We start from the raw sequence: 25,759 nt of genomic DNA, 5'->3' as shown, positions 1-25,759 counted from the left end.
GTTTTGAAAAAAATTTTTCCTCTCATTACTTATTACTTATTAATTTATTAACGTACAACTCCTCTTAATTCTTCTGTTTCAATAGGTTTAATCAAATATAGACATAATAAATTCCAAAAAATCGCAATTTGTAAAGGTAATTTACGGAAAAATTTAACCAATTTATTATTAATATTTTGATCGATATTTGACATTTGTAAATTATAGTCAGAACATTTTTCTAAACGAGGAAAAAATTTAGGGTGATTGGTATCTAAAATGACAGGAAAGGCTTTAGCGGCTGTGTTATTAGTGTTGATAGTAACTTCACGATCATATTGTTGAGTATCTAATCCTACGGAAGTATAAAAATCGGCTCTTTCATGGACTGTTAAGGTATGAGTCGCAAAAACTGATAGCAAGAAAAATCTTGACCATAATTTAGCTTTCCATCCCTTCCACATAGAAGTCTGCGATCGCAATAAAGCATTAAAAATATCCCCATGACGACTTTCATCTTGACACCAATGCTCAAACTTTTTGAAAATAGGATAAAATTGATATTCAGGATTACGCTCTAAATGACGATACATCAATATATAACGCCAGTAACCTATTTTCTCTGATAAATACACCGCATAAATTACCCATTCGGGCTTAAAAAAAGTATAAACCCGATGTTTGGTTAAATAACCTAAATCCAAAGAAATATTAAAATCACTCATCGCTTTATTAATAAAACCTGCATGACGTGCTTCATCCCTTGCCATTAAATGAAAAATCTCCGCCAAAATGGGGTTACTCTCTTTTAAACGACGAGATAATTCTTTAAAAAGGATAAATCCTGAAAATTCAGAAGTACAAGAGCGTTCAAGAAAATCTATAAAAGCCTCACGATTTTTTCCATCAATACCATCCCAGTTTTTTTCAAAATCTTCATCTCTAACAAAGTGGTTACGATTATAATCAGTTTTCATTTCCGCAATCATCGCTTTTAATTCTTCTTCTTGAAGGGATAAATCCATTTTGGCGATGGCATCAAAATCCGTGGTATAAAATCTAGGGGTAAGGAGAGTTTCTTTAACAGAGGTTTTTTTGATACTGGGTTTAATTGCTGTAGCAGTCATTGTTTTATCACTTAATAGCTATATTCCTTTTTATTATTTTATTTACTATAGCGATAGTTAGCAACAATCGTTACATTACTTAACTGAGGTGAGTAGTAATGGCTTTAGCCTTTACAAAAAACCCTTTAGGGTTTACTACAAACTATTAATTAATTCTCGCAAAGAAATAAATCTGTAGCAATTATTTTTTTATTTAGTTTAGATAACAGAATTGGGAGAGGCATTTTTATATTAAATAATTAACTAACTTCTGCAAATAATTTTTGAGCAACTTCTGGTAATTCTAGTACAACAAAATAACTAGCAGGATATAAATAATCTTCCTCCGATTCATCAATTATTCTCAGCATATTTAATTGTTGTGCTTTTTCATCAGGTAAAACTTGATATATTTTTCTAATTTCCAAACTAGCTAAATAATCATCATTTTTTATACAAATTGCGATTTTTTTTTGATTATTATTTAACATATCTTTACTCCAAAATAGTTTTAATTTTAATCTCTTTTTTGCCAATTCCATGAGCTTCATACCAATGTAACTCAGCTTGATAAATATTACCGTTTTTTAAGACTATAGTACCTATTCCTTTTAATTTTCACCATCTTTGTCCTCCATAAAACTTTTTTAATCTCTTTAAATCTCGAATGGAGTTATTAACCGCAATAATTTCTATATTTTTTATCGTACCAATAATCTCAAAATTCACTATATTTTACTCCCATTTTCTCTAACTCCTTATTAATCCATTTTATTGCTGTTTCTTCCTCACTTTCTATGGCTTTTTCAACTCCTTTTTTTGCTATCTCTAATAACTCTTTTGATTGTTGAATAGCTAATCCCATTCCTTCAATTTTCTTTTTAATTTGTATTTGTATTCTTTGAGCAATTAAAGGTAAAATATTAGAATTAAAAGCATTTTTATTTATAGCCGTTAAAATTGTACCTGAGCAACCTTGTTTTAATTGTAACTGCATTAAATTTGAACGAAATAAAACTAATAAAGTCTCACTATTAATTATTGGTGAATCAATAACATAAAAACCAGTTGAACAAATAGATTCATGAAATCTATCACTAACAATAGCACATTTATCTAATGAACCTTCTATAGATGAAATAATTACTTGATTTGCTTTTATTAATCTTCTGGCTCTTGTTGGTAAATTTAAGCCGTAATCAATGGTAGAATCACTAATTTGTCCATTATTATCAATATTTGATAATTCTATATATTTATACTCTTTATCTTCTGTAGGTGTAAAATTTTGATCATATAATTTACAGATTTTTGACAGTAAATCAAAGCCTTGTTTATAGTCTTTAATTTGACTAATAACTTGATCATATTTAGGTTGATAATATTCCGCATCTAAACGCCCTGAATTGACAAAGGATAATGAAAAACTTTTTACTGTGATATTATGTTCCGTTGGTTGCCAATCTTTTAACCCTAATTCTGTTAATAATAACTCCTCTGCTTCTTGATAAAGTTGTTTTGAATTATTCATAATTTTTTGAGATTTAACAACTATTTGCTCAACCAAATCATAAAAAGCATTTGAAAAAATAGGAATAATTAATTTGTCTATTTGCCATAAAAGAATATGTTGTTGAACACTACCAACTAATTGTCTTTGAATTTGATTTAATCCGTATTTTGTGATAAAAAAACTATATAAATAATAAGGATTTACTTGATCAGAACAATCTATTTTTGCTATGTCTTGATTGGAATTAATAGGATAAGTCCATGTTTCTTCAGCTATTGCTACATTACCAGCACTACCAGACATGGTTAATAATACCATTTTAGGTTTTATTTCTGATTTCCATAAAAGCTGATGAGACTCTTGATCAATATATAATACATCAGAAAAATTTACCTGATTATTTTTAACATTTACACAACGCAAAAAAGGTATTCCTTTAGCACAATAATCAATACTATTATATAGTGAATATGCACCGAAACTTTTAACACTTTTTATTATTTTACCTAAAAAATGCCAGTTTCTATTTTTAATCAAAACTTCACTAAATAAATAATCTTTTTTAAAATATTCCGAATCTAATCTCACAACTTGATTATTATTTAAAACCTCACTTAATTTTAATTCAACTGCTTCTAGCCTATCCATTAATTGCTGATATTTAACCGCATCAAAACTGTTAATAGATAGGCTTAAATCAAAAAAACTTAAACCCTCCTTTTTCGCAAATTCCATAAACGCTTCTGCTATTCCATTTTCTGTTAATCCATCATGGTTAAATAAATCATGTTCAACAATTAAGTGATTATGACTATCTAAAATAAATTCACCATTGCTATTTTTACTATAGATTTTTTCTCCCGAATTATCCTTACCAGATTTGCGCATAGTAGCGAAAAAGATATTATAATCCTCCACTTTTGGGCATAAAATATCATCCCATTTTTGCACCAATAAAACGGAAGTTTTCGTGCCAGTATGGGGTTTAAAAGTGTTGCCATGTAAACCAATTACCGCTAAAATTCGACATCTTTGCGCTAAGTAATCACGGATATATTTATCAGAAGAATTATTAAACCTACCTTGAGGTAGTACGATCGCCATTCTTCCCCCCGGTTTAAGGAAGTCTAAATTGCGCTCAATAAAGAGAATATCCCGCCCCATTTTAGTTTGTCTTTTACCGTTATCTTTTACCGATAAATCATACTTTTGGATAAGACGACTTTCCTTAATATCACCAGCAAAAGGAGGGTTAGCCATTAACACATCAAAATTGAATTGTTGATAACTATTTTTCTCTTTTTGCAATTTCTTTAAACGCTTAAAACCTTGATTATAAATATCAATCCAATCCTCTTGTTTTATCCAGTCATCCCACCTATCAAAATCGAGGGTATTAAGATGTAAAACGTTCGTTTCTCCATCCCCTGCAATTAGGTTTAAAGTACGGGCAACTCGCACCGCTTTTTCGTCAAAATCAATAGCGAAAACCTTTTCTTCAACGTATTTTGTGCATCGATAAGGCTTATCTTCTAAAGAGAATAAATGACTCGCAGAAATACCCACATCTTCTAAAATTTGTTTCCACACATGGAAGATACTATGTACAGGAAAACCCGATGAACCTGCGGCGGTGTCAATCATAAATTCGTCTTCTTTTGGGTTAAGCATTTTCACACACATATCGATAACATATCGAGGAGTAAAAAACTGCCCTTTTTCTCCCTTACTACTCTTATTAATTAGATACTCAAAAGCCTCATCAACTACATCTAAATTAGAGTTAAACAACTTGACATTTTCGAGGGAGGAAACACAGACAGATAAGTGAGAAGGAGTAAGGGTAATTTTGCTCTCTTCACTAAATACCCCTTCCCATTTTTTCTTGGCATCATCAAAGAGTTTTTGAATCTTATTTTTGAGGGCGGTTTCGGTTTGCCCAGTGTTTCTAAATTCTAAACAACGGGTATTTTTATTGTTACCTTTTCCTGATAACCATTCATCATAAAGTTTAGTAAAAATGAGTTTAAATACTTCTTCAAATACATCAACACCTGCGTTTGCTAAAACTTCGTCTTCTAATTCTTCAATTAAGTTTTTTAAGGATTTTTTTTCAGTGACTAATTTATCTTTTTTAACTAAATCTTCGAGGGTAAATTTTTCATTTAATATATCCGCTAAGGTTTGATTAACATTAGGAATATCGGTTATATCTTCAAAATAATTAGGATCTTTTCTCTGATAAAATGAAATTTGATCTCCATTTGTCCACACGGCTATCGGCGCACCTGTAGCGTTACAATAGGATTTGAGTTGATCTTTTCCGTCTTTTAATTTCGGTGCTTTTAATTCGATAATTATATAGGGAATGGTGGGCTTATCTTGATCGAATATGACTATATCAGCTTTCTTTTTTTCTCTACCAAAAGAAACGGAATATTCTACTTCCATACGAGAAAAAGGATAACTATAACGCTGATATAAAACCCTTAAATATAACTGTCTAATAACTTCTTCTGGTTTAAGTTGAATGTCTTTTTTTCTGACTAAACAATTAATATAATAATTACTACTTTTTGCCGTTTGTTTAAGAAAAATAGAGCTTTCTAAATCTGCTATTTCATCGGTGGTAAATTGAGATAATTTATAATTAGAATCTTTCAAAATAAAGGAGATAGTCATAAATAAAAGGTAATTATTTTTCTTTTATTTTAAGACAAAATGTCACCAAAAATATCTTTATTGGCTAATAGTAAAAGATTTATCCTTTAGTAAGTATGTAAACAAAATTTTTTGTATATTTTTCTCAAAGCTATGATAACAATCGGTTTAAACCCATTACCTTTATACAATGAAATTTGCATGATTACTTATACAGCTACTTAGAATAACATTTCTTTAAATATATATGAAATATTAAGTTTTAATAAGTTATCTTGGCAATAATTATTTAATCACTATATAGTTATTAATATGTAAAAAAGAACAAAAAAACATCAAAAAACTATGACCAGTGTAATAATTCAACAAAAAGGAGTCGTTAATAATAGTTTGCCTCCTAACAATGCCAGAGAAAAAGCGAGAGAATTTGTTAAAACATTACAGGATAACATTTGTCAAGGTTTAGAAGCAATAGATGGTAAGGCTAAATTTCAAGAAGATAATTGGCAAAGAGAAGAAGGCGGCGGTGGACGCACAAGAGTAATCTGTGACGGTGGCGTATTTGAGCAAGGTGGCGTTAACTTTTCCGAAGTTTGGGGCGATACTTTACCCCCTTCTATTTTAATCCAACGCCCTGAAGCCGCTGGTCATAGTTTTTATGCTACAGGCACTTCTATGGTATTGCACCCTAAAAATCCTTATGTACCAACAGTACACCTCAATTATCGCTATTTTGAAGCTGGTCCTGTCTGGTGGTTTGGCGGTGGTGCTGATTTAACTCCTTACTATGGTTTCGAGGAAGATGCTATTCATTTTCATACTACATTAAAACAAGCGTGTGATCGCCATAATCCCGAATATTATCCTACATTTAAACGCTGGTGTGATGAATATTTTTACTTAAAACATCGTCAGGAAGCCAGAGGCATTGGTGGAATTTTCTTTGACTATCAAGACAATCGTGGTATTCTTTATGGTGGCTCAGATCAAAATGGATTAGCTAATCAATATAGTGAAAAAGTGGGTAAAATGTCTCATAATTGGGAAGATTTGTTCAATTTTGCCCAAAGTTGCGGTAATGCTTTCTTAGCTTCTTATATTCCCATTGTTGAGCGTCGTAATAAGATGGAATATGGGGAAAAAGAACGCAATTTTCAATTATATCGTCGGGGGCGCTATGTAGAGTTTAACTTAGTCTATGATCGAGGAACAATTTTTGGTTTACAAACTAACGGGCGCACAGAATCAATTTTAATGTCATTACCACCTTTAACCCGTTGGGAATATGGCTATAAACCAGAGGCTGGAAGCAAAGAAGCCAGATTAACTGAATATTTTTTACAGCCTCAAGATTGGACAAATTTGAACTTAAAATAACTAAAGTAAAAAAATTTTAGGAGTTGGGTGAATGGTATTCACCCCTACTTAATTTCCCCAAATTTCTTTTAATCGTTGATCTCTGCCACAACGGTAACGATAATATTTGTATAAAAGAGGATTTTTTTTGTAATAATCTTGGTGATAGTCTTCTGCGACATAAAAATTACTCGCAGGTTTTATTTCCGTGAAAATCTTTTTTTTAAGTTGTTTTTCGACTTTTTGCTTAGTTTCTTGAGCTAATTTTTTTTGTGTTTCGTTGTGATAAAAAATGCCACTACGATATTGATTCCCTACATCACAAAATTGTCTATTTTGAACGGTAGGATCTATATTTTTCCAAAAAACCGTCAATAATTGACTATAATTAACCAGTTTACTGTCATATTTTATTTCTACCGCTTCTGTATGACCAGTTTTACCGTTACTCACTTGTTTATAGGTAGGATTTTTGACGTTTCCTCCTGTATAGCCAGATGTTGTAGATAAAACTCCTTTCATTTCGTCAAAAGGTGATTCCATACACCAAAAACAACCTCCTGCAAAAGTTGCTTTTTCAATTTTGTCAGTATTGGCATGAGCAAAGGGTGTTACGATAATAAAAATTATGATGAAGAATACTGTGCTAAATTTACTTAAACTTTGTAAATTAATAGCAATTTTTTTGGATAAATAAATAAAAGAAAACAATGAAAAAAAGATAATAAATAATAAAAACATAATGATTTAATGAATTCTTAAAAAGAATTTAATATTTTTTAGTTAAGTATTTTTAGGAATAAATTTTAAAGCGATCCCATTATTGCAATAACGTTTTCCTGTGGGTTTTGGACCATCATTAAATACATGACCTTGATGACCACCACATCTAGCACAATGATATTCAGTGCGTGGAATTACTAATTTAAAATCTCTTTTGGTTTCAATGGCATCGGTAATCGTATCAAAAAAACTTGGCCAACCAGTGCCACTATTATATTTAGTATTAGAATTAAATAAAGGAAGTTCACAACCAGCACAAACATAGATACCTTGTCTTTTTTCTTCGTTTAAAGCACTAGAAAAAGGTTTTTCCGTGGCTTCTTTTCTTAAAACTTGATATTGTTGAGGAGTTAATTTTTTTTGCCATTGGGTATTAGATAAAGATATTTTTTTGGGTTTATTTTCTGCCGATTTAACTTCTTTTATTCCGAAAAAAAAAGAAATAGTTGAGATAGTTATAGATAAAAAAGTACGTCTTTTCATAAATATTATTGATGATAAAGTTTGAAAATAATTTGAATAATGATTATATTTTAACCAAGTAATTGAACTTAAAAATTAATTTTTCATTAATAATTGCTGATTACCGTATAAGAAAAGTAGATAAAACTTGAAATCAAATTTTAAATGAGATTGTTATAGTTAGAAATATCATCTAATTAGAGGTAAAAAAAATGATTACTGTTCGTCCATCAGCAGAAAGAGGAAATATAAATTTTGGTTGGCTAGATACAAAGCATACTTTTTCTTTTGGTAATTATTATGATCCCAAATATATGGGCTTTGGTAATTTATTAGTGATTAATGAAGATATTATCGCACCGGGTCAGGGTTTTGGTACTCATGGTCATAAAGATATGGAAATTGTTACCTATGTGATAGAAGGAGAATTAGAACATAAAGACAGTATTGGTAATACAGAAACAATTCCTGCGGGAGAAGTGCAAAGAATGACGGCAGGAACAGGTATTCGCCATAGTGAGTATAATCATTCTAATGAGGAATCAGTACATTTATTACAAATTTGGATTACTCCTGATCATAAAAATTTAACTCCCGGTTATGAACAAAAATCATTTTCTCAACAAGATAAAAAAGGTAAACTTTGTTTATTAGCTTCTAATGATGGTAAAGAAAACTCATTAATAATTCATCAAAATATGGATTTATTTGGGTGTATTCTGAATAATGAAGAAATAATTAACTATGAATTAAAATCGAGAGATTATGGTTGGATTCAAATAGTTAAAGGAGAATTAAATATTAACGGAAACAACATAAAAACTGGTGATGGAGTGGCAATCAATGAAGAAGATAAACTGAATTTAATATCACTTGAAAACGACACAGAATTTTTGTTATTTCACTTTAAATCTTAAGCTATAGTAAACCTAAATCATTTGTGAATAATTAAAGATTAAAAAATGATTCTATAGTAGTACTAAATCATTTGTGAGAAATTTAGGTTAGTATTCCCCCTTTTTTTAGGGGGTTTAGGAGAGTCTAATTCTGACAAGTCCCATAGTAGGATTGATATAGTTTGATTTCTTTATTTAATCTTGATAGTATAATCAGGAGTAATATTATCTGCTACTGTGGCAACTTTTTCGATGACATTAGGAGGCAAAGAAATAAAACCAAGAGATGGAGCGATTTTTTGACCTTCGGTTAAAGCATATTGAATCATCGCTTCCATGGCGATCGCCTTATTAGGATCATCATATTTTTGATAAGCTAAAATCCAATTATAAGCAACAATAGGATAAGAGTTTTCTCCTTCAGGATCTGTAATAAAAGTGCGTAAATCTCCGGCTAACGGAGTATTCTCTAATGTTTTAAAACCAGTTTCTTGACTGGGTACAATAAATTTACCAGTTTTATTCTCAATGGCAACCATGGGAAGTTGATCTTTTTGAGCATAACTAAATTCTACATACCCAATAGAACCTTCATTATTTTTAATATTTTCAATAACCCCTTCATTACCTTGAGCGGCTAATAGTTTACCGCCATTAACACCCCATTTAACAATCTTCCCTTCTCCAACTTTCGTTTTCCATTGTTCATTAATAGAAGATAAATGTTTAGTAAAAAATTCAGTAGTACCACTTCCATCAGCACGATGAACAAAAATAATTGGTTTATCAGGCAAAGTTACATTTGGATTGTCAGCTACAATTTTGGGATCATTCCAGTTAGTAATATTTCCTAAAGCAATATCAACATAAGTTTCCCTACTTAATTGTAAACTTTCGACTCCGGGTAAATTATAAGTAAAAACAATTGCCCCAGCCGTTACAGGTAAAAGAAGAACTCCCTTATTTACCCTTGCCATTTCTTCATCAGTCATAGCTACGTAACTAGCACCAAAATCAACACTATCAGCAATAAATTTTTCTACTCCAATAACATTACCAACAGATTCATAATTAACTTCTAATTTCGGCACTTTTTGATTTAAGCCTTGAAACCAGTTTTCATATAAGGGAGCGGTAATCGTTGCACCAGCACCATTTAAAATTACTGTATTTTCAAAAGGTAAAGTAATAGATGTCCCTTCTCCTTGAGTTTGACTTCCCTGTGTAGGTTCAGTGCTATTAGGTGTTTTAGTTTCACCACAAGCAGTTAAGTTTAACATCAAGGCTAAGGCTGATAAAATTTGAATAAATTTAATATTATTGTTTGTCATAAAAATATTTCTAGTTTGTGTTTAAAATTATAGTATTCAGGTTTAAATAATAATATAGTCATGACTTTTTTAGTCAATAACTCTTAAACACAAATCAAATTCAATATTTTAATTTAAAACAGGGCAACAAACTTTTGTGCCACCTAAACCACAATAACCATTAGGATTTTTTCCTAGGTATTGTTGATGATAACCTTCCGCAAAATAAAATTCAGGGGCGGGGATAATTTCCGTAGTAATTTCACCATAACCAGCTTTCTTTAATTCCGATTGAAATAAAATTCTTGATTTTTCCGCTAGAATTTGTTGCTCTTCAGAATAAGTATAAATACCTGAACGATACTGAGTCCCTTTATCATTTCCTTGACGCATACCTTGAGTTGGATCGTGATTTTCCCAGAATACTTTTAAAAGAGTTTCATAGGAGATAATAGTGGGGTCAAAAACTACTAAAACCACTTCATTATGACCTGTTCTACCACTACAAACTTCTTCATAGGTAGGATTTGGGGTAAAACCAGCCCCATAACCTACAGCAGTGATATAAATACCTTTTTCTAGTAACCAAAATTTTTTTTCCGCACCCCAAAAACAACCCATCCCAAACATAGCCATTTCCATTTTTTCAGGATAGGGGGGAGTCATGGGATTACCGTTAATATAATGCTGTTTGGGAATTGGCATTTTATTGCTTCTTCCGGGTAAGGCTTCGGTTGGAGTTGGTAAGGTTAATTTTTTGTCTCCGAGTCCAAATAAAAACATAATAAGTAATTAGTAATAATTTTATACTGTGCTACAAAAATTTTGCTTGTTAATTGTTAATTATTAATTATTTACTCCCATTCAATAGTACCTGGGGGTTTCGAGGTGATGTCATAAACCACACGATTAACCCCTTTCACCTCATTAACCATACGATTAGAAATCGCTTCTAATAAATCATAAGGTGGTTTTGCCCAATCTGCAGTCATACCATCTTCACTAGTAATTAAACGCAAGACTATAGGAAAAGCATAGGTTCGTTGATCACCCATTACACCAACGCTTCTAACGGGTAGTAATACTGCAAATGCTTGCCAAAAATCATGGTACATATCCCATTTTTTGATTTCATCTCTAACAACAAAATCAGCATCTCGAAGAATATTTAATTTTTCAGAAGTAACCTCCCCTAATATACGAATAGCTAAACCAGGTCCAGGAAAGGGATGACGAGATACAATTTCTTCTGGTAAGCCGATTGATCTACCTACTTTACGTACTTCATCTTTAAATAATTTCCGCAAAGGCTCGACTAATTTGAAGCGCAGGTTTTTAGGTAAACCTCCAACGTTGTGATGACTTTTGATTTTGACGGCAACTCTTTCTCCTGTTTTCGGATCAACATTGGTATCAGCAGATTCGATCACATCGGGGTATAATGTACCTTGGGCTAAAAAGTCAAATGGTCCTAAACGATTAGATTCTTCCTCAAATACTTGGATAAATTCGTGTCCAATTAAACGACGTTTTTCTTCAGGATCTGTAATGTTTTTTAATTTTTCTAAGAATCTTTCCCTAGCATTAACATATTCGACATTAATATGAAACTGTTGATCAAAAAGCTCTACAAGTCTTTCTGGTTCACCTTTACGCATGAAACCTTGATCTATGAACATACAAGTAAGTTGATCTCCTATGGCTTCATGGAGTAAAAAGGCAAGGGTAGAAGAATCAACACCACCAGACAATGCTAATAATACTCTTTTATCACCCACTCTAGCACGAATTTCTTTAATGGACTCTTCTACAAAAGTTTTTGTTGTCCACGTAGGTTCGCAAACGCAAATATGATAGACAAAATTTCGGATTAGAGCCGTACCATATTCCGAATGAATTACTTCAGGATGGAACTGCACACCGAAAAGTTTTTGTTTATGTTCTGCGATCGCCGCACAAGAGGTATTATCAGTATGGGCTAGAATTTTGAAACCATCAGGTAACTGCGTACAAGAATCTCCGTGACTCATCCACATAGTTGATCCCTGTTCTACATTGGTAAGTAAATCTGTGGGATCGTCAATGTGTAAAGAAGCCTTACCATATTCACCTCTTTTTGCCCTTTCGACCTTACCACCTAACTGTTTGACCATCAACTGCATTCCATAACAGACTCCTAACACGGGAATGCCTAACTGCCAAATTTCAGGATCACAAACAGGAGCATGATCGTCATAAACTGAACTAGGACCACCTGAAAGAATAATGCCTTTAGGATTAATTTCTCTTAATTTTTCTGCAGTAGTACGATAAGAAATAACCTCAGAATAAACCTCTGTTTCTCGGATGCGACGGGCGATTAATTCGGAATATTGAGAACCGAAATCGAGAATGACGATCATTTGACGTTGAATATGAATGCTAGAATCAATGTCAGTATCTATATCTTGTGCTTTGGTGGGGATAGTATCTGCTATAGTCACGGGTACTTACTTTAATGTATTGATGACGATATTTTAACATCTTCTGACCTACAAAAAATCTTATCAGTTTAAGAAAACTAGGTCTGATTTTATTATATGCTAAATATTGTACTCTTATACAAAGAATAAAGAGTATTGAATCAAATTAACTCTTCTTCATAGGCTAACTTTAAGATGATTTTTTAGTCATAATAAATAACTATGATAAGATGAATATCAGATTTTAAAATATCTCTAATTACTCAAATTGGTTAATAGTAAATGTCACTAAAATTTATTGATTTATTTGCAGGAATAGGAGGGTTTAGATTAGCTTTTCAATCATTAGGTTGTGAATGTATTTTTGCTTCGGAATGGGATAAATTTTCTCAGCAAACTTATTATGATAATTTTGGACACATTCCTGCTGGTGATATACAAAAAATTCTTTCAAAAGATATTCCTGACCATGATATTTTAACAGGTGGTTTTCCTTGTCAACCTTTCAGTATTGCTGGAGTTTCTAAACATAATTCTCTAGGTAATCCCCATGGTTTTAATCATTCAACTCAAGGTACTTTATTTTTTGAAATTGTTAGAATTTTAAGAGATAAATCGCCTCAAGCTTTTTTGTTGGAAAATGTTAAAAATCTTCTCAGTCATGATAAAGGTAAAACTTTTAGGACGATAGAAAAAACTTTAACCCAAGAATTGGGATACTACCTTTATTATCAGGTTATAGATTCTAGTTTACTTCTTCCTCAACATCGTAAAAGAATTTTTTTAGTTGGTTTTAAACAACCAATAAAGTTTACATTTCCTCAAATAAATCCTGTGGAGATAAATATAGAAGACATCTTAGAGTCAAATATTGATAACAAATATACTTTAAGTGATCATCTTTGGCAATATTTACAAAATTATGCACAAAAACATAAAGAAAAGGGTAACGGTTTTGGTTTTGGTTTAGTTGATTTAAAAGGGAAAACACGCACCCTAAGTGCTAGGTATTATAAAGATGGTTCAGAAATTTTAATACCTCAAATAAACAAAAATCCAAGGCGATTAACTCCTAGAGAATGTGCAAGATTACAAGGTTTTCCTGATGATTTTAAAATAAATGTTAGTGACACTAGAGCTTATAAACAATTTGGAAATTCTGTGGCTGTACCTATTGTAAAAGAAATTGCTAAAGAGATGATTAAATCTTTAAATTATCCTGAGTTTATAACTCAAAATTATTCAAAAGTTCAACAATTAGAATTATCCTTTACTTTTTAATATAATGTATCAATTAAATAGCCAAGAAACTAAAGAATTAAAGAAAATTAAAAATACTTATTATATGCAGCCTACTTTATCAAGAATTGATGATTTTATTGTTAATTTTAAAGATAAAAAAGAAGGGTTTAAGTTAGTTTTTAATGAGTTATATACAATCATTACTGAAGCCCATAATGAAGTTGATTTAATGTTAGAAAATAGACTAAAAGAAGGTGTTATAAAAGATAAAAAACAGGCTAGTAAAAGTGTGGTGGGGAATACTTTTCCTTTTGCAGTAATTTATATATTTTTACAGAATAAAATAATAGACAATATTAAGAAAAATATTTTTATTACTAGTCAACTTTCTTTGATTGAAGGATTTAAAGATATTGCTACTATTTATATTGGTGATGAAACCCAAAAACCAGATTGTGATTTAGTTATTTATTCTCTTAATGCTAATAATATACTGGATCAATGTTTAATTTTATCCTTAAAAACTTCCTTAAGAGAAAGAGCCTCACAAACTTATAAATGGAAATTATTAATGGAAATAGCGATGTCTAATGATTGCTCAGTTAAAGATAAATATGATATTTCTTATAATGCCAAAACATTGCCTAAAATATGCTTTGCTACGATTAATTTTTATGATGAAATTAATAACCCTCAACAAAGAGGAATGTTAAAATTTTTTGATAAGTCTTTTATTGCTAAAAATATAACAGAAAAATTACCTTCTTTTATTACTACGATGTCAACTTTAATTGATTTCGTTAATGATATATTTTAGTCAAATTATTATCTAATTAATGATCTAAAATTTATCTGAAATTCTTTTTAAAATTTAATTTTAAAAAAATGTTATTATAAACTTACTCATTATCATAAAATTACTATATAAAAATGCAGATAAATGTCAAAGAAAATGATTGGGGATTACTGTTAAAAATTGCCCCTTATGCTAAACGAAATTCCTCTATTTTATTAATTTCTTTAATTTTATTAATTCCTTTATCTTTAGCAGGTGCAGTTCAACCTCTTCTTGTAGGACAAGCAATCTCACTGTTAAGAAATGAACCTACATGGTCATTTTTAAAATCTTATTCTGTCTCTAATGGATTAAATGTATTAGCTTTTATTTTACTTTTAACTATTATTATTAGAACTATTTTTCAAGCGTGGCAAGGATTTTTAGTACAAAAAGTCGGACAAGAAATAACAGCATTTATTCGAGAAGATTTATTTAATCATGTTACTTCTTTAGGGTCTAATTTTTTTAATAAAACTCCCGTCGGAAAATTGGTAACAAGAATTACTAATGATGTGGAAGCATTAGGAGACGTTTTTGCTACAGGTGCAATTGGTATTCTTAGTGATTTAGTTTCTATTTTAGTTATTATTTTGACAATGTTTTCTCTTCAATGGCAGTTGGCTTCTATGTTGGTATTAATGTTGATTCCTGTCACAGCTTTAATTATCTATTTTCAAAAACAATATCGTATTGCAAATTATGCGGCAAGGGAAGAATTGTCTTTACTTAACTCTATGTTGCAGGAAAATGTTGTGGGTATTAATATCGTGCAATTATTTCGACGAGAAAAATATAATAGTGAAATGTTCCGTAATGTTAATTATAGATACTTAAAAGCCATTGATAAAACCATTTTTCATGACTCCGCAGTATCTGCTACTTTAGAATGGATTTCTTTAGTGGCGATCGCAGGAGTATTATGGGTAGGAGGATTATTTATTTTAGAGGATAAACTAACATTTGGGATATTGTCAGCTTTTATTCTTTATTCTCAAAGATTATTCGATCCTTTGCGTCAATTTGCGGATAAATTTACCATGTTTCAATCGGGATTTACTGCTATTGAAAGAATTACTGAATTGATGAGTATTCCTTTAGAAATTAAAGATCGTGAAGATAATATTAGCTTTAATATCGATCAAGAAAATCAACAAATTGGCGAAATAAAATTTGAAAATGTTTGGTTTGCTTATAAACCTGATGAATATGTCTTAAAAAATCTTGACTTTACCATTAAACCAGGAGAAAAAGTTGCTTTAGTAGGTCCTACAGGTGCGGGAAAAAGTTCTATAATTCGTTTATTATGTCGTTTATATGAACCAACAAAAGGGAGAATTTTAGTTGACGGTATTGACATCAAAGACATTAATCAAAAAGAATTAAGAAGTCATATTGGTGTAATTTTACAAGAAAGTTTTATCTTTGCTGGTGACGTGAAACGTAATATCACTCTAGGAGAAGAATATTCCTTTGAAAAAATAAAACAAGCCGCCGAAATTACCAATATTGATAAATTTATCAATCAATTACCCCAAGGATATGATACTCAATTAAGAGAAAGAGGAGCAAATCTTTCTGGTGGGCAAAAACAACTTTTAGCCTTTGCTAGAGTCGCCATTCGTAATCCTAATATACTTGTGTTGGATGAAGCCACTTCAAGTTTAGATGTTGCTACTGAAGCAGATACTCAACAAGCCTTAGATAAACTTTTAGTTAATAAGACTGCTATTATTATCGCTCATCGTCTTTCAACCATTCGCAATGTGGATAAAATTTTGGTATTAAAACATGGAGAATTAATCGAATCGGGCAGTCATGATCAATTACTTATACAAAATGGATTATACTCTAGTTTATATAAGTTACAAATGTTGGCTACTACGGAAAGCTAATTACAAAAAACTTATTAAGACAGTAATCTAACTATATGAGATTTTTAATGGTCTGTTCAACATCGGCGACCGCTTCTTCTAAGGTATCATTAATAATCTGATAATCAAACTCATGACTAACAGCTAATTCTTCTTTAGCTTTAATCAAACGTTTTGTAACTATTTCATCAACATCTGTACCTCTACCTCTCAATCGTTTTTCTAATTCATTCACAGAAGGAGGTAATATAAAAATTCTGGTGGCGGTAGGAAAACTTTCTTTAACTTGATTTGCCCCAACAACCTCAATTTCTAAAACAACAATTTTACCCTCTGTGATTTGTGTTAGGACAGGTTTTTTTGGTGTGCCATAGTAATTTCCTGCATACTCAGCCCATTCTAATAATTCAGAATTATTTATCATCTCCTCAAATTGAACATGAGACAAAAAATAATAGTCTTTACCATCAACTTCTCCCTGACGAGGAGAGCGAGTTGTCGCCGAAATTGACAAGAAAATTTCTGGATTTTTTGCCAATAATGATTTAACAATCGTACCTTTTCCGACTCCGCTAGGTCCGGTAATTACGACTAATTTACCTTCTTGACTCATGACGGTGATTTTAATAGACCTCTTGCAAAATAAAAAATACAATAAATATAGAAGCAGAAATAATCAATTCTTATTATCATTACCTATTAGCTGTTACCGAACTTCAGTTAGAAGTCTATTTTTCTACATGGGTAACAAATCGATTAGCTACGGTTTCTGGTTGAATAGCAGACAAAACAACATGACTCGAATCGGTTATGATAACTGCTCTAGTTCTTCTGCCATAAGTAGCATCAATTAAAAGACCCTTTTCTCTAGCATCGCTAATAATACGTTTAATGGGGGCTGATTCTGGACTTACAATAGCAATAACTCGGTTAGCTGTAACAATATTACCAAAACCGATGTTAATTAATTTAATATCCATAAATTCCGATGATAGTTAAGATTTTCTACTTATTTATCATCATATCGCTAAATATAGAGATTTACAATGATTTATGGCTATTTTTTGCTAGTAATCTTATTTATTCTGAAATATCACGTACAATAAATACAGATAAAATATTTTATGTTCATAGTCTGCTGAATAAATTTTTAGTTATCAATTTTTCGCATTACAGACAAAAGAGTAATATCATCAAATTGCGGAGCATCACCAATATAAGCTAACAAATTATCCTTGATCGTATTAAGTAAATCTGTAGCAGAATTAAATGGTTGTCCTTGAATTAATTCTATTAATTTTTTCTTCCCAAATAATTTACCTTCGGGATTTTTTCCATCTGTTACACCATCGGTATAACCTAGAAGAATATCCCCCGGTTCAAGAGTGGTTTGTTCAATGGTAAACTTCATATTAGTCATCATTCCTACCGCCGCACCTGTTGAATCAAGCTCTTTTTTTATACCAAACTGATCTAAAATTAAAATCGGCTCATGACCACCATTAATATAAGTCAATACTCCGTTATTAGGATTAAGAATACCGAAAAAGATAGTAGCAAACATATTTGTATTGCCATGATTATCAGCTACATAATTGTTAGTGAATTTAATGGCTTCTAAAGGTGCAATTTGAGCTAAATCAATTTCTTGACCTGCAATAGATATAAAATCAGTTTGTGCAGAATAATCACTTCCAAATTGACGGGTTTGAATTTTACGAGCAAAAATACGCAATAAGCTACGCATTAACGCCATAAACATTGCACTACCGACTCCTTTGTCACAAACATCAGCAATGACTAAGCCAACATAATTACCAATAGGGAAAACATCATAAAAATCTCCAGAAAGTTGTTTAGCGGGATTTAAAAATGCTTCAATTTCCCAATTTTCAGGTTGAACTATTGTTGTTGGTAAGAAATCTCTTTGCATTTCTCGACCTTTTTGTAATTCTTCATCTAAAGTACTAGCATATTGTTGAACTTCGTAGTATAAATAAGCATTTTCAATTACTAATGCCATTTGATCTGCGGTTACTTGCATTAAACTAACGGTTTCACCACTAAAATGATTGACTTCAGGATGTTCGAGAATAATTACCCCTAAAATATAATTACCTCTTTTAATAGGTACACCAATGGCAGATCTTGTGTTGGTATTATCGTTAGCTAATTTTGTCCAACGATTATCATTTTCAATATCAACAATTAAACCAGCTTCTTTATTTCGGATAATCCAACCAGCAAAACCATCTTTAAATACCATGCCGATTAATTTTGCCCTCACATCAGCAGGTAATTCTCGACGAGATAAAATTGCGTCAACTACTTTTTCTCCTCCTCTTTCTAACAAAAACATACTACCTTTTTGTGCATGGGTAATATCTACGGCTAAATCAAGAATTTGACTGATAGTTTGTTTTAGTAAATCTTTTTTAATTGGCGATCGCGCTACTTCCACTAAATTTTCAAGAAGTTTTTTCTGAATTTCCGAAGTTGCTTTTTCAATTTTTATCGCCGCAATTTCAATAATAAAAGTAATAGTTTGAGCAGTTAATTCAATGAGTTGCACCATTTCTGGCTGAAAATAATCTACATCAGAATGATTGAGGGTAATAATCGCAAATAATTGTTCTTCTGCTAGTAGAGGAAGACTTAATACTGAGCGAATGCCAGAAGATTGAGGTGATTTATGATACCAACGAGGGTCATTTTCTATATCTTTGATTAAACATATCTTTCGATTTTTTCTCACCCAATCCAGTAAACCTTCATCTAAATCGATAGTTTCTGGATTTTGAGTTGCTGTCAATTGACAATTACTAGTCATGTTGACACTATAACAAATTTCTTGTTCATGATTGAAGATGAATAAACTACTACTATCAGCTTTGACTGCTTCCGTGGCAATTTTCATTGTCTGATGTAGTGTTAACTGTAAAATTTTTCCATTTTCAGCAGATTCCGCAATAGCAATCCAATTATCTAATAATTTACCCATGGCTGGAAAACCGCTAGTTTGTAAAGAGGGAAGCATTCCCATTAAACTATTGAATAAGTCTTTCTCGGCTTCAAAAACCGTTTGATAATCACGAGCTATTTTTAGTTGAGCTTCTAAATCGTTAACTTTTGTTACTAAGTTTTTTTGATATTGCTCATTATCTATGAACATAAATTTCTGAGGTGATTATTAATTAGAGATTTTTTACCATATCATTTTTTCTAAGTAAAATCACTGAATTTGAGATAAATGTTTATCAACTCCAGTTGATCTTATCTTAACAACTTCTACACTCAAGAATAACTTTTGTTTTGAGCTTTTAAATTATCCACTCAGAAGTACGCTCTCCTAAATCTAAGGAAATACTAACAGCTTTACCTAAACGAGGGCGATTTTTAGCTTCTAAAATACCCTTTTGCACTTGCTCAATAACTCCCCAAATCCTTAGATAGTTAGCAACTTCTTCTAAATGCTCAAGATATTCGGTTTCAGTAAAATGAAAGGAGGCTTGTTCTAAATATTTCCACATTACTTGAAAATAAATCTTATCTTTAATGCGTAATACTTGTGCATCATAAGAGCATCCCCATTTATGGAAAATCAATTCTTGTAACTCTTTTCCCGTCATAATCAATTTGAATTAAACGATACAATAGCTATATGGTTATAAAATGATAAATATTGGTTTTTTGATAAAAGTTCTCCCCACTTTCTTAAATTGATGGAATGATTCTGCAAAAGGTTCATTTTTTGTAATAATTAGATAATGACTTTTATTAACCTTGTTTAGCATAAAGGTTCTTGAGTTTATTGTAAAACCATAACCAAAATATTCAATTACATAATTTAATTTAGTTATGACACAAATTTCTGGAAACGCTGATGTTCCTGATATGGGGCGTCGTCAGTTCATGAACTTACTGACATTTGGTACTATTACGGGAGTTGCCGCTGGAGCGTTATATCCTGTGGTTAGCTACTTTATTCCTAAATCCTCTGGTGGTGCTGGTGGTGGCTTAACCGCTAAAGATAAACTTGGTAATGATATTGTTGCTAGTGAATTTTTAGCTAATCATCAAGCAGGCGATCGCACTTTGGCTCAAGGCTTAAAAGGTGATCCTACTTATATAGTTGTCACCGAAGATAAAAGTATTGCTTCTTATGGTATAAATGCTGTTTGTACTCACTTAGGTTGTGTTGTACCTTGGAATGCCTCCGAAGATAAATTTATTTGTCCTTGTCATGGTTCTCAATATAATAACGAAGGGAAAGTAGTACGTGGTCCTGCACCATTATCTTTAGCATTAGTTCATGCTGATGTTACTGACGATAAAGTAATTTTAACCAACTGGGAAGAAACTGATTTCCGTGACGGTTCAAATCCTTGGTGGGCTTAAATAATGAATAATTGATAATGAACTTTAATCATTAATTGTGTTCCAATTGTACATTATTTTTTATTTTCTATTTCCGTTGTAATTAAAAATTCAATAACTGTAAAAAATATCAATGAGAGATCATTCTTTTTTAACAAATATGGCGCAAAAAATAAATAAAATTATCTTCGTTGCCATTGCTAGTATTTGTTTATTCCTTGCTAGTGACATCGTATTACCTCAAAGTGCTAATGCTTACCCTTTTTGGGCGCAAGAAACCGCACCAGCAACCCCTCGTGAAGCCACTGGACGCATTGTTTGTGCCAACTGTCATTTAGCATCTAAACCCGCTGAAGTAGAAATTCCTCAATCCGTATTACCTGATACCGTTTTTGAAGCAGTTGTCAAAATTCCTTATGATCATAGTGCTCAACAAGTTTTAGGTGACGGCAGTAAAGGTGGTTTAAACGTTGGTGCAGTATTAATGTTACCCGATGGCTTTAAAATTGCTCCTGATGATCGTATTTCCGAAGAATTAAGAGAAAAAGTTAACGGAGCTTATTTCCAAAGTTACAATCAAGAACATGATAATTGGGTGATTGTTGGTCCTTTACCCGGTGATAGTTATGAAGAAATCATTTTCCCCGTATTATCTCCTGATCCTGCTACTAACCCCAATATTCACTATGGAAAATACTCCGTACATCTAGGGGCTAACAGAGGACGTGGACAAATATATCCTACTGGAGTACTAAGCAACAACAATTTATTCAAATCCCCTGTTGCTGGTATTGTTACTGCTGTTACTGAAGTTGAAGGCGGTGCTTATACCGTAACTATTACTGCTGAAGATGGCAATGTTAGTACTGTTGAAATTCCCGCTGGTCCTCAATTAATTGTTACCGAAGGGCAACAACTAGCTAATGGTGAGGCTTTAACCAACGATCCAAATGTGGGTGGTTTTGGACAAAAAGATACTGAAGTAGTTTTACAAAGTCCTGCTCGTATTCAATGGTTATTAGTGTTCATCGCTGGTATTATGTTATCTCAGATTCTCTTAGTACTTAAGAAAAAACAAATCGAAAAAGTACAAGAGGCTGGAATGTATTTCTAACATTCTTTCCTACTTATTTTGGGATTTAGGGGGCTATTTAGCCTCCTTTTTTTTCGAGATATTAAAAAGCTAGAAATCATTTTATTTACAAGAAGAAATACTGTAAATAACTTTGTTTATCTACTTAGTTATAGTTATAACATTCTCAAAGAATGAAAATAATGAAAATAAATCCTCGTACTTTCAAGTTTATAATTTATATAGTTAGCGTTGCTTTATTTATTATCTTTATTCAATTAGGTATTCCTAAATCTACAAATAATTATCAAAAATCAATACCTTTAAAAGAAATTCCATCTCAAGCTCAACAAGTAGAAACGGGAATTTATATTATAAATTTATATGATCTCAATGCTTCTAGTAATACTTACTATGCTGATTTTTACGTTTGGTTTAAATGGAAAGGAAAAATTAATCCCATCGAAAATTTAGAACTTAGTAACGGAGTCGAAGATTGGGGAACAACATTAGTCCCTGTTTATGAACAAATACAGAAATTACCAGATGGCAGTTTTTATCAAGCATTAAGAATAGAAGGTAGATTCACTCAACCGTTATCTTTTGAAAATTATCCCTTAGATCGAGAAAAATTAGATATTTTATTAGAAAATTCAGTTTATACTCTAGAGCAATTAGTTTATGTTGCTGATCAAAAACAATCTGGATATTCTGATAGCCTAAACCTTCCAGGATGGAAAATTGAAGATTTTGAATTATTGAGTTTGGTTCGTCAATATCAAACTAATTTTGGCGATACACGCTTCACCGATTCTACTAAAAATTCTATTTTGCAATATTCATTAAATATATCTCGCCCCGTCAGCTTTTTTCTTTGGAAACTATTCTTACCCCTTGTTATTGTGATTGCCACAGGTTGGGGAGCTTTATTACTAAATCCCGAAAATATAGACTCTCGAATTACTTTACCCGTAACAGCTTTATTAACTGCTGTTTTTCTTCAACAAAGCTATTCTGCTTCTTTGCCTGAGGTTGGTTATCTCGTTCTTCTTGATAAGATTTATGTTATCACTTATATTCTAATTTTTATATCTATCATAGAAGCGATTATAACTGCGGAATGGGTTAAAGAAGACAATCCTGAAAATTATTCCCGAATTACTCAACTTGATCATCTGCTTTTAGGGTTTCAAATTTTTACTTTTGGTTTAACAATATTAGTATTAATCTGGATCAGTTATGTATCTTAATCTTATCTTTATAAAATACAAAATTATTGGTTAAAGTCGCTATTAGCCATCAGCATTAATCCTCACCAAAAGAACTAATTGTTTTATAATTTCGCTGAAAATGCACAATATAAATCTTTTCAATGTATTTTTTGCAAATTTAAGAATTTTTGTGACGAAACATACAAATCGAACCATAGTAAACGTTTTAAATATGTACATCAAACTTAACAAATATTCAAAAACATTAAAAAACCAATTAATCTATGTCCCAATTATCCAGACGTAAATTTATATTCACCGCCGGAGTAACTGCTGTCGGCACTGCAATTTTACATGGTTGTGCTAATGGAGGTAATCAACAAGCCACCACAGAAACTAGCCCTACAACTCCTACAAATACTGCACCTACCTCTGGAGATGCCCCCGAAGTAACAACTGCTAAACTTGGTTTTATCGCCTTAACAGACTCTGCACCTTTAATTATTGCTAAAGAGAAAGGCTTTTTTGATAAATATGGAATGACGGGAGTAGAAGTATTAAAACAAGCATCATGGCCTGTAACTAGAGATAATATTGAATTGGGATCAGCTGGTGGTGGTATTGATGGTGCACACATCCTTTCTCCTATGCCTTATTTGATGACATTAGGTACAATCACAAAAACAAAACAACCTTTACCGATGTATCTCTTGGCACGGTTAAATACTAACGGACAGGCAATTTCTATCAGCAATGCCTATAAAGATGCCAAGGTAGGACTAGATAGTTCAGTTATAAAAGCAAAAGTTAATAAGGAATCCAAATTTGCCATAACTTTTCCCGGTGGTACTCACGATTTATGGATGCGTTACTGGTTAGCCGCAGGAGGAATTAACCCTGATACAGATGTTTCAGTCGTTCCTGTGCCTCCACCTCAAATGGTAGCGAATATGAAAGTAGGTAACATGGAGGCTTTCTGTGTAGGGGAACCTTGGAATGCCCAATTAATTAATCAAGGAATCGGTTATAGTGCCTTAGTTACTGGTGAATTATGGAAAGATCATCCAGAAAAAGCCTTCAGTTTACGCAAAGATTGGGTTGACGCTAATCCAAAAGCGGCGAAAGCATTATTAATGGCAGTGTTAGAAGCTCAACAATGGTGTGATAAGCCTGAGAATATTGAAGAAATGTGTAAAATTGTTTCTCAAGATAAATGGTTTAAAGTACCTTTTGAAGATATTGTAGAACGTTCTAAGGGTAATATTGATTTTGGTAATGGTAGGGTAGAAAATAACTTCCCTCAAGCAATGAAATTCTGGAGAGATAACGCTTCTTATCCTTTCAAAAGTCATGATTTGTGGTTTTTAACTGAAGATATTCGTTGGGGTTATATTCCTGCTGATACTGATACTAAATCACTGGTTGACCAAGTTAATCGTGAAGATTTATGGAAAGAAGCCGCAAAAGCTTTAAAAGTAAGTGATGCTGAAATTCCAACGAGTACTTCTCGTGGAGTTGAAACTTTTTTTGATGGCACAAAATTTGATCCTGAAAATCCTCAAGCCTATTTAGACGGATTAAAAATTAAAAAAACCTAACACAATTAATAATGAACAATTAACAATCAACAATAACAATTCAATTTTGATGCTAAATTAACGAATTTCTCACAAATTATTTTCACTTATCAATTATTAACGATCAACTATTGATTATCAATTAAAACTATGATCTCAAGAACTCAAAAAACATCAACAAGTAGTAATTTTTTTAACTCTATTTTTTATTCTCAAAATACGAGAAAAATAATTGCTCCTCTCATTGCTTTGTTCGTATTATTAGCAATTTGGCAAATTTTATCTTCAGGAGAAAATCCTAACTTACCTTCTCCGACAACTGTAATTAAAGAAACATGGGATCCTTACATCATCAATCCTTTTTTTCATAATGGTGGTACGGATGTTGGTTTATTTTGGCAACTTTTAGCTAGTTTAAAAAGAGTTGCCATTGGATTTTCCTTAGCGACGGTAGTTGGTATTGCATTAGGAATTTTAATTGGTGCAAATCGTGTTATTTATTCTGCTCTAGATCCGATTTTTCAGGTACTAAGAACTATTCCACCTTTAGCATGGTTACCTATTTCTCTAGCGGCTTTAAGACAGGCTGATCCTTCCGCAATTTTCGTTATTTTTATTACAGCTATTTGGCCTATTATCATTAATACCACTGTAGGTGTACAACAAATACCACAAGACTATAATAACGTTTCTAGAGTACTTAAATTATCAAAAATTGAATACTTTTTTAATATCTTATTCCCTTCCACTGTTCCTTATATTTTCACAGGTTTAAAAATAGGTATTGGTTTATCTTGGTTAGCAATTATTGCCGCTGAAATGTTAGTAGGTGGTGTTGGTATTGGTTTCTTTATTTGGGATGCTTATAACAGCTCAGAAATGAGCCAAATTATTATTGCTTTATTCTATGTGGGTATCATCGGTTTATTACTAGATAGAGTAGTTGGTTTTATTGGTACTTTAGTCGTTCCACAAGAGCCAAAATAAGTTCATTGATAGTTGCTAAAGGCGTAGTATCTTACGCCTGTATAGTTTTGATACAT

22 protein-coding genes and 1 pseudogene are annotated in these 25,759 nt (G+C 31.7%); 10 read left to right on the top strand and 13 right to left on the bottom strand.

Going from position 1 to position 25,759, the window contains the following annotated elements:
• Positions 1 to 47 precede the first annotated feature (47 nt).
• From acsF to GM3708_RS03775, 4 genes and pseudogenes are all read right to left on the bottom strand, one after another.
• A complete protein-coding gene (gene acsF / locus GM3708_RS03790) occupies positions 48 to 1,106 on the bottom strand; it encodes a magnesium-protoporphyrin IX monomethyl ester (oxidative) cyclase (RefSeq protein ID WP_066344253.1) in 1,059 nt (352 codons plus the stop codon).
• Between the two features lie 239 nt (positions 1,107 to 1,345).
• Entirely contained in the window at positions 1,346 to 1,576 is a 231-nt protein-coding gene (locus GM3708_RS03785; protein ID WP_066344252.1) for a hypothetical protein, read from the bottom strand.
• A gap of 4 nt (positions 1,577 to 1,580) precedes the next feature.
• Positions 1,581 to 1,814, bottom strand: a pseudogene (locus GM3708_RS03780) (hypothetical protein).
• The gene (locus GM3708_RS03775) at positions 1,804 to 5,280 is read right to left on the bottom strand and encodes an N-6 DNA methylase (RefSeq protein ID WP_066344251.1); all 3,477 of its coding nucleotides are present in this window, start codon (positions 5,278 to 5,280) and stop codon (positions 1,804 to 1,806) included. The pseudogene GM3708_RS03780 and the gene GM3708_RS03775 overlap by 11 nt, the downstream one beginning before the upstream one ends.
• A 324-nt stretch (positions 5,281 to 5,604) precedes the next feature.
• Between GM3708_RS03775 and hemF the strand changes: the two genes are divergently transcribed.
• The gene (gene hemF / locus GM3708_RS03770) at positions 5,605 to 6,636 is read left to right on the top strand and encodes an oxygen-dependent coproporphyrinogen oxidase (protein ID WP_066344250.1); all 1,032 of its coding nucleotides are present in this window, start codon (positions 5,605 to 5,607) and stop codon (positions 6,634 to 6,636) included.
• Between the two features lie 48 nt (positions 6,637 to 6,684).
• On the opposite strand, the gene msrA (GM3708_RS03765) is transcribed toward hemF, so the two are convergent.
• Both msrA (GM3708_RS03765) and msrB read right to left on the bottom strand, forming a co-directional pair.
• A complete protein-coding gene (msrA, locus tag GM3708_RS03765; protein WP_066344247.1) occupies positions 6,685 to 7,356 on the bottom strand; it encodes a peptide-methionine (S)-S-oxide reductase MsrA in 672 nt (223 codons plus the stop codon).
• 42 nt (positions 7,357 to 7,398) lie between these two features.
• On the bottom strand, positions 7,399 to 7,881 hold the full coding sequence (msrB, locus tag GM3708_RS03760) for a peptide-methionine (R)-S-oxide reductase MsrB (RefSeq protein WP_066344245.1): 483 nt from the start codon (positions 7,879 to 7,881) through the stop codon (positions 7,399 to 7,401).
• Between the two features lie 191 nt (positions 7,882 to 8,072).
• Here msrB and GM3708_RS03755 point away from each other — a divergent pair, with 191 nt between their 5' ends.
• A complete protein-coding gene (locus tag GM3708_RS03755; RefSeq protein ID WP_066344244.1) occupies positions 8,073 to 8,777 on the top strand; it encodes a pirin family protein in 705 nt (234 codons plus the stop codon).
• A 170-nt stretch (positions 8,778 to 8,947) separates the two neighbouring features.
• Here GM3708_RS03755 and pstS read toward each other — a convergent pair whose 3' ends face one another.
• The 3 genes from pstS to guaA form a co-directional block, all read right to left on the bottom strand.
• Complete coding sequence (gene pstS / locus GM3708_RS03750) at positions 8,948 to 10,087, bottom strand: phosphate ABC transporter substrate-binding protein PstS (RefSeq protein WP_066344243.1); 1,140 nt, start codon at positions 10,085 to 10,087, stop codon at positions 8,948 to 8,950.
• Positions 10,088 to 10,195: 108 nt separating this feature from the next.
• On the bottom strand, positions 10,196 to 10,849 hold the full coding sequence (gene msrA / locus GM3708_RS03745; RefSeq protein ID WP_066344242.1) for a peptide-methionine (S)-S-oxide reductase MsrA: 654 nt from the start codon (positions 10,847 to 10,849) through the stop codon (positions 10,196 to 10,198).
• A 71-nt stretch (positions 10,850 to 10,920) separates the two neighbouring features.
• Positions 10,921 to 12,468 carry a glutamine-hydrolyzing GMP synthase gene (gene guaA, locus GM3708_RS03740; RefSeq protein WP_173645033.1) on the bottom strand — a complete coding sequence of 516 codons (1,548 nt, stop codon included), beginning with the start codon at positions 12,466 to 12,468 and terminating at the stop codon, positions 10,921 to 10,923.
• Between the two features lie 342 nt (positions 12,469 to 12,810).
• On the opposite strand from guaA, the gene dcm reads away from it, so the two are divergent.
• From dcm to GM3708_RS03725, 3 genes are all read left to right on the top strand, one after another.
• Entirely contained in the window at positions 12,811 to 13,809 is a 999-nt protein-coding gene (gene dcm / locus GM3708_RS03735; protein ID WP_066344239.1) for a DNA (cytosine-5-)-methyltransferase, read from the top strand.
• A gap of 4 nt (positions 13,810 to 13,813) precedes the next feature.
• Positions 13,814 to 14,587, top strand: coding sequence for a BsaWI family type II restriction enzyme (locus tag GM3708_RS03730; RefSeq protein ID WP_066344236.1), 774 nt, complete (start codon positions 13,814 to 13,816; stop codon positions 14,585 to 14,587).
• Between the two features lie 113 nt (positions 14,588 to 14,700).
• Complete coding sequence (locus GM3708_RS03725) at positions 14,701 to 16,500, top strand: ABC transporter ATP-binding protein (protein WP_066344235.1); 1,800 nt, start codon at positions 14,701 to 14,703, stop codon at positions 16,498 to 16,500.
• Positions 16,501 to 16,531: 31 nt separating this feature from the next.
• Here GM3708_RS03725 and gmk read toward each other — a convergent pair whose 3' ends face one another.
• From gmk to GM3708_RS03705, 4 genes are all read right to left on the bottom strand, one after another.
• Positions 16,532 to 17,092 carry a guanylate kinase gene (gene gmk / locus GM3708_RS03720; RefSeq protein ID WP_066344234.1) on the bottom strand — a complete coding sequence of 187 codons (561 nt, stop codon included), beginning with the start codon at positions 17,090 to 17,092 and terminating at the stop codon, positions 16,532 to 16,534.
• A gap of 115 nt (positions 17,093 to 17,207) precedes the next feature.
• Positions 17,208 to 17,459: an extracellular matrix/biofilm regulator RemA gene (gene remA, locus GM3708_RS03715; RefSeq protein WP_066344232.1), complete on the bottom strand. Its 252-nt coding sequence runs from the start codon at positions 17,457 to 17,459 to the stop codon at positions 17,208 to 17,210.
• Positions 17,460 to 17,629: 170 nt separating this feature from the next.
• Positions 17,630 to 19,651 carry a GAF domain-containing SpoIIE family protein phosphatase gene (locus GM3708_RS03710; RefSeq protein WP_066344230.1) on the bottom strand — a complete coding sequence of 674 codons (2,022 nt, stop codon included), beginning with the start codon at positions 19,649 to 19,651 and terminating at the stop codon, positions 17,630 to 17,632.
• A 148-nt stretch (positions 19,652 to 19,799) separates the two neighbouring features.
• Complete coding sequence (locus GM3708_RS03705; RefSeq protein ID WP_066344229.1) at positions 19,800 to 20,108, bottom strand: DUF3067 family protein; 309 nt, start codon at positions 20,106 to 20,108, stop codon at positions 19,800 to 19,802.
• Between the two features lie 229 nt (positions 20,109 to 20,337).
• Between GM3708_RS03705 and petC the strand changes: the two genes are divergently transcribed.
• From petC to ntrB, 5 genes are all read left to right on the top strand, one after another.
• Positions 20,338 to 20,877 (top strand): cytochrome b6-f complex iron-sulfur subunit, encoded by a 540-nt coding sequence (gene petC / locus GM3708_RS03700; protein WP_066344228.1) that lies wholly within the window; start codon positions 20,338 to 20,340, stop codon positions 20,875 to 20,877.
• Positions 20,878 to 20,989: 112 nt separating this feature from the next.
• Positions 20,990 to 21,970, top strand: a complete 981-nt coding sequence (gene petA / locus GM3708_RS03695; protein WP_066344227.1) for a cytochrome f — start codon at positions 20,990 to 20,992, stop codon at positions 21,968 to 21,970.
• Positions 21,971 to 22,131: 161 nt separating this feature from the next.
• Positions 22,132 to 23,178, top strand: a complete 1,047-nt coding sequence (locus GM3708_RS03690) for a hypothetical protein (RefSeq protein ID WP_066344224.1) — start codon at positions 22,132 to 22,134, stop codon at positions 23,176 to 23,178.
• Between the two features lie 245 nt (positions 23,179 to 23,423).
• Positions 23,424 to 24,737 carry a CmpA/NrtA family ABC transporter substrate-binding protein gene (locus GM3708_RS03685; RefSeq protein ID WP_066344223.1) on the top strand — a complete coding sequence of 438 codons (1,314 nt, stop codon included), beginning with the start codon at positions 23,424 to 23,426 and terminating at the stop codon, positions 24,735 to 24,737.
• Positions 24,738 to 24,866: 129 nt separating this feature from the next.
• Positions 24,867 to 25,703, top strand: coding sequence for a nitrate ABC transporter permease (ntrB, locus tag GM3708_RS03680; protein WP_066344222.1), 837 nt, complete (start codon positions 24,867 to 24,869; stop codon positions 25,701 to 25,703).
• Positions 25,704 to 25,759: the final 56 nt, after the last annotated feature.

This window comes from Geminocystis sp. NIES-3708, assembly GCF_001548095.1.
Lineage (GTDB): Bacteria > Cyanobacteriota > Cyanobacteriia > Cyanobacteriales > Cyanobacteriaceae > Geminocystis.
The sequence above is the reverse complement of the archived record's forward strand: the minus strand, read 5'-3'. Positions and strand labels throughout refer to the sequence as shown.

Excerpts from the sequence above, each read along its gene's own strand:
- GM3708_RS03755 (WP_066344244.1), top strand. The coding sequence starts at position 8,073 with ATGATTACTGTTCGTCCATCAGCAGAAAGAGGAAATATAAATTTTGGT.
- GM3708_RS03690 (WP_066344224.1), top strand. The coding sequence starts at position 22,132 with ATGAAAATAAATCCTCGTACTTTCAAGTTTATAATTTATATAGTTAGC.
- GM3708_RS03710 (WP_066344230.1), bottom strand. The coding sequence starts at position 19,651 with ATGTTCATAGATAATGAGCAATATCAAAAAAACTTAGTAACAAAAGTT.
- GM3708_RS03775 (WP_066344251.1), bottom strand. The coding sequence starts at position 5,280 with ATGACTATCTCCTTTATTTTGAAAGATTCTAATTATAAATTATCTCAA.
- pstS (WP_066344243.1), bottom strand. The coding sequence starts at position 10,087 with ATGACAAACAATAATATTAAATTTATTCAAATTTTATCAGCCTTAGCC.
- acsF (WP_066344253.1), bottom strand. The coding sequence starts at position 1,106 with ATGACTGCTACAGCAATTAAACCCAGTATCAAAAAAACCTCTGTTAAA.
- ntrB (WP_066344222.1), top strand. The coding sequence starts at position 24,867 with ATGATCTCAAGAACTCAAAAAACATCAACAAGTAGTAATTTTTTTAAC.
- petC (WP_066344228.1), top strand. The coding sequence starts at position 20,338 with ATGACACAAATTTCTGGAAACGCTGATGTTCCTGATATGGGGCGTCGT.
- msrA (WP_066344242.1), bottom strand. The coding sequence starts at position 10,849 with ATGTTTTTATTTGGACTCGGAGACAAAAAATTAACCTTACCAACTCCA.
- gmk (WP_066344234.1), bottom strand. The coding sequence starts at position 17,092 with ATGAGTCAAGAAGGTAAATTAGTCGTAATTACCGGACCTAGCGGAGTC.
- remA (WP_066344232.1), bottom strand. The coding sequence starts at position 17,459 with ATGGATATTAAATTAATTAACATCGGTTTTGGTAATATTGTTACAGCT.
- GM3708_RS03705 (WP_066344229.1), bottom strand. The coding sequence starts at position 20,108 with ATGACGGGAAAAGAGTTACAAGAATTGATTTTCCATAAATGGGGATGC.
- msrB (WP_066344245.1), bottom strand. The coding sequence starts at position 7,881 with ATGAAAAGACGTACTTTTTTATCTATAACTATCTCAACTATTTCTTTT.
- hemF (WP_066344250.1), top strand. The coding sequence starts at position 5,605 with ATGACCAGTGTAATAATTCAACAAAAAGGAGTCGTTAATAATAGTTTG.
- GM3708_RS03725 (WP_066344235.1), top strand. The coding sequence starts at position 14,701 with ATGCAGATAAATGTCAAAGAAAATGATTGGGGATTACTGTTAAAAATT.
- msrA (WP_066344247.1), bottom strand. The coding sequence starts at position 7,356 with ATGTTTTTATTATTTATTATCTTTTTTTCATTGTTTTCTTTTATTTAT.
- dcm (WP_066344239.1), top strand. The coding sequence starts at position 12,811 with ATGTCACTAAAATTTATTGATTTATTTGCAGGAATAGGAGGGTTTAGA.
- GM3708_RS03730 (WP_066344236.1), top strand. The coding sequence starts at position 13,814 with ATGTATCAATTAAATAGCCAAGAAACTAAAGAATTAAAGAAAATTAAA.
- GM3708_RS03685 (WP_066344223.1), top strand. The coding sequence starts at position 23,424 with ATGTCCCAATTATCCAGACGTAAATTTATATTCACCGCCGGAGTAACT.
- petA (WP_066344227.1), top strand. The coding sequence starts at position 20,990 with ATGAGAGATCATTCTTTTTTAACAAATATGGCGCAAAAAATAAATAAA.
- guaA (WP_173645033.1), bottom strand. The coding sequence starts at position 12,468 with ATGATCGTCATTCTCGATTTCGGTTCTCAATATTCCGAATTAATCGCC.
- GM3708_RS03785 (WP_066344252.1), bottom strand. The coding sequence starts at position 1,576 with ATGTTAAATAATAATCAAAAAAAAATCGCAATTTGTATAAAAAATGAT.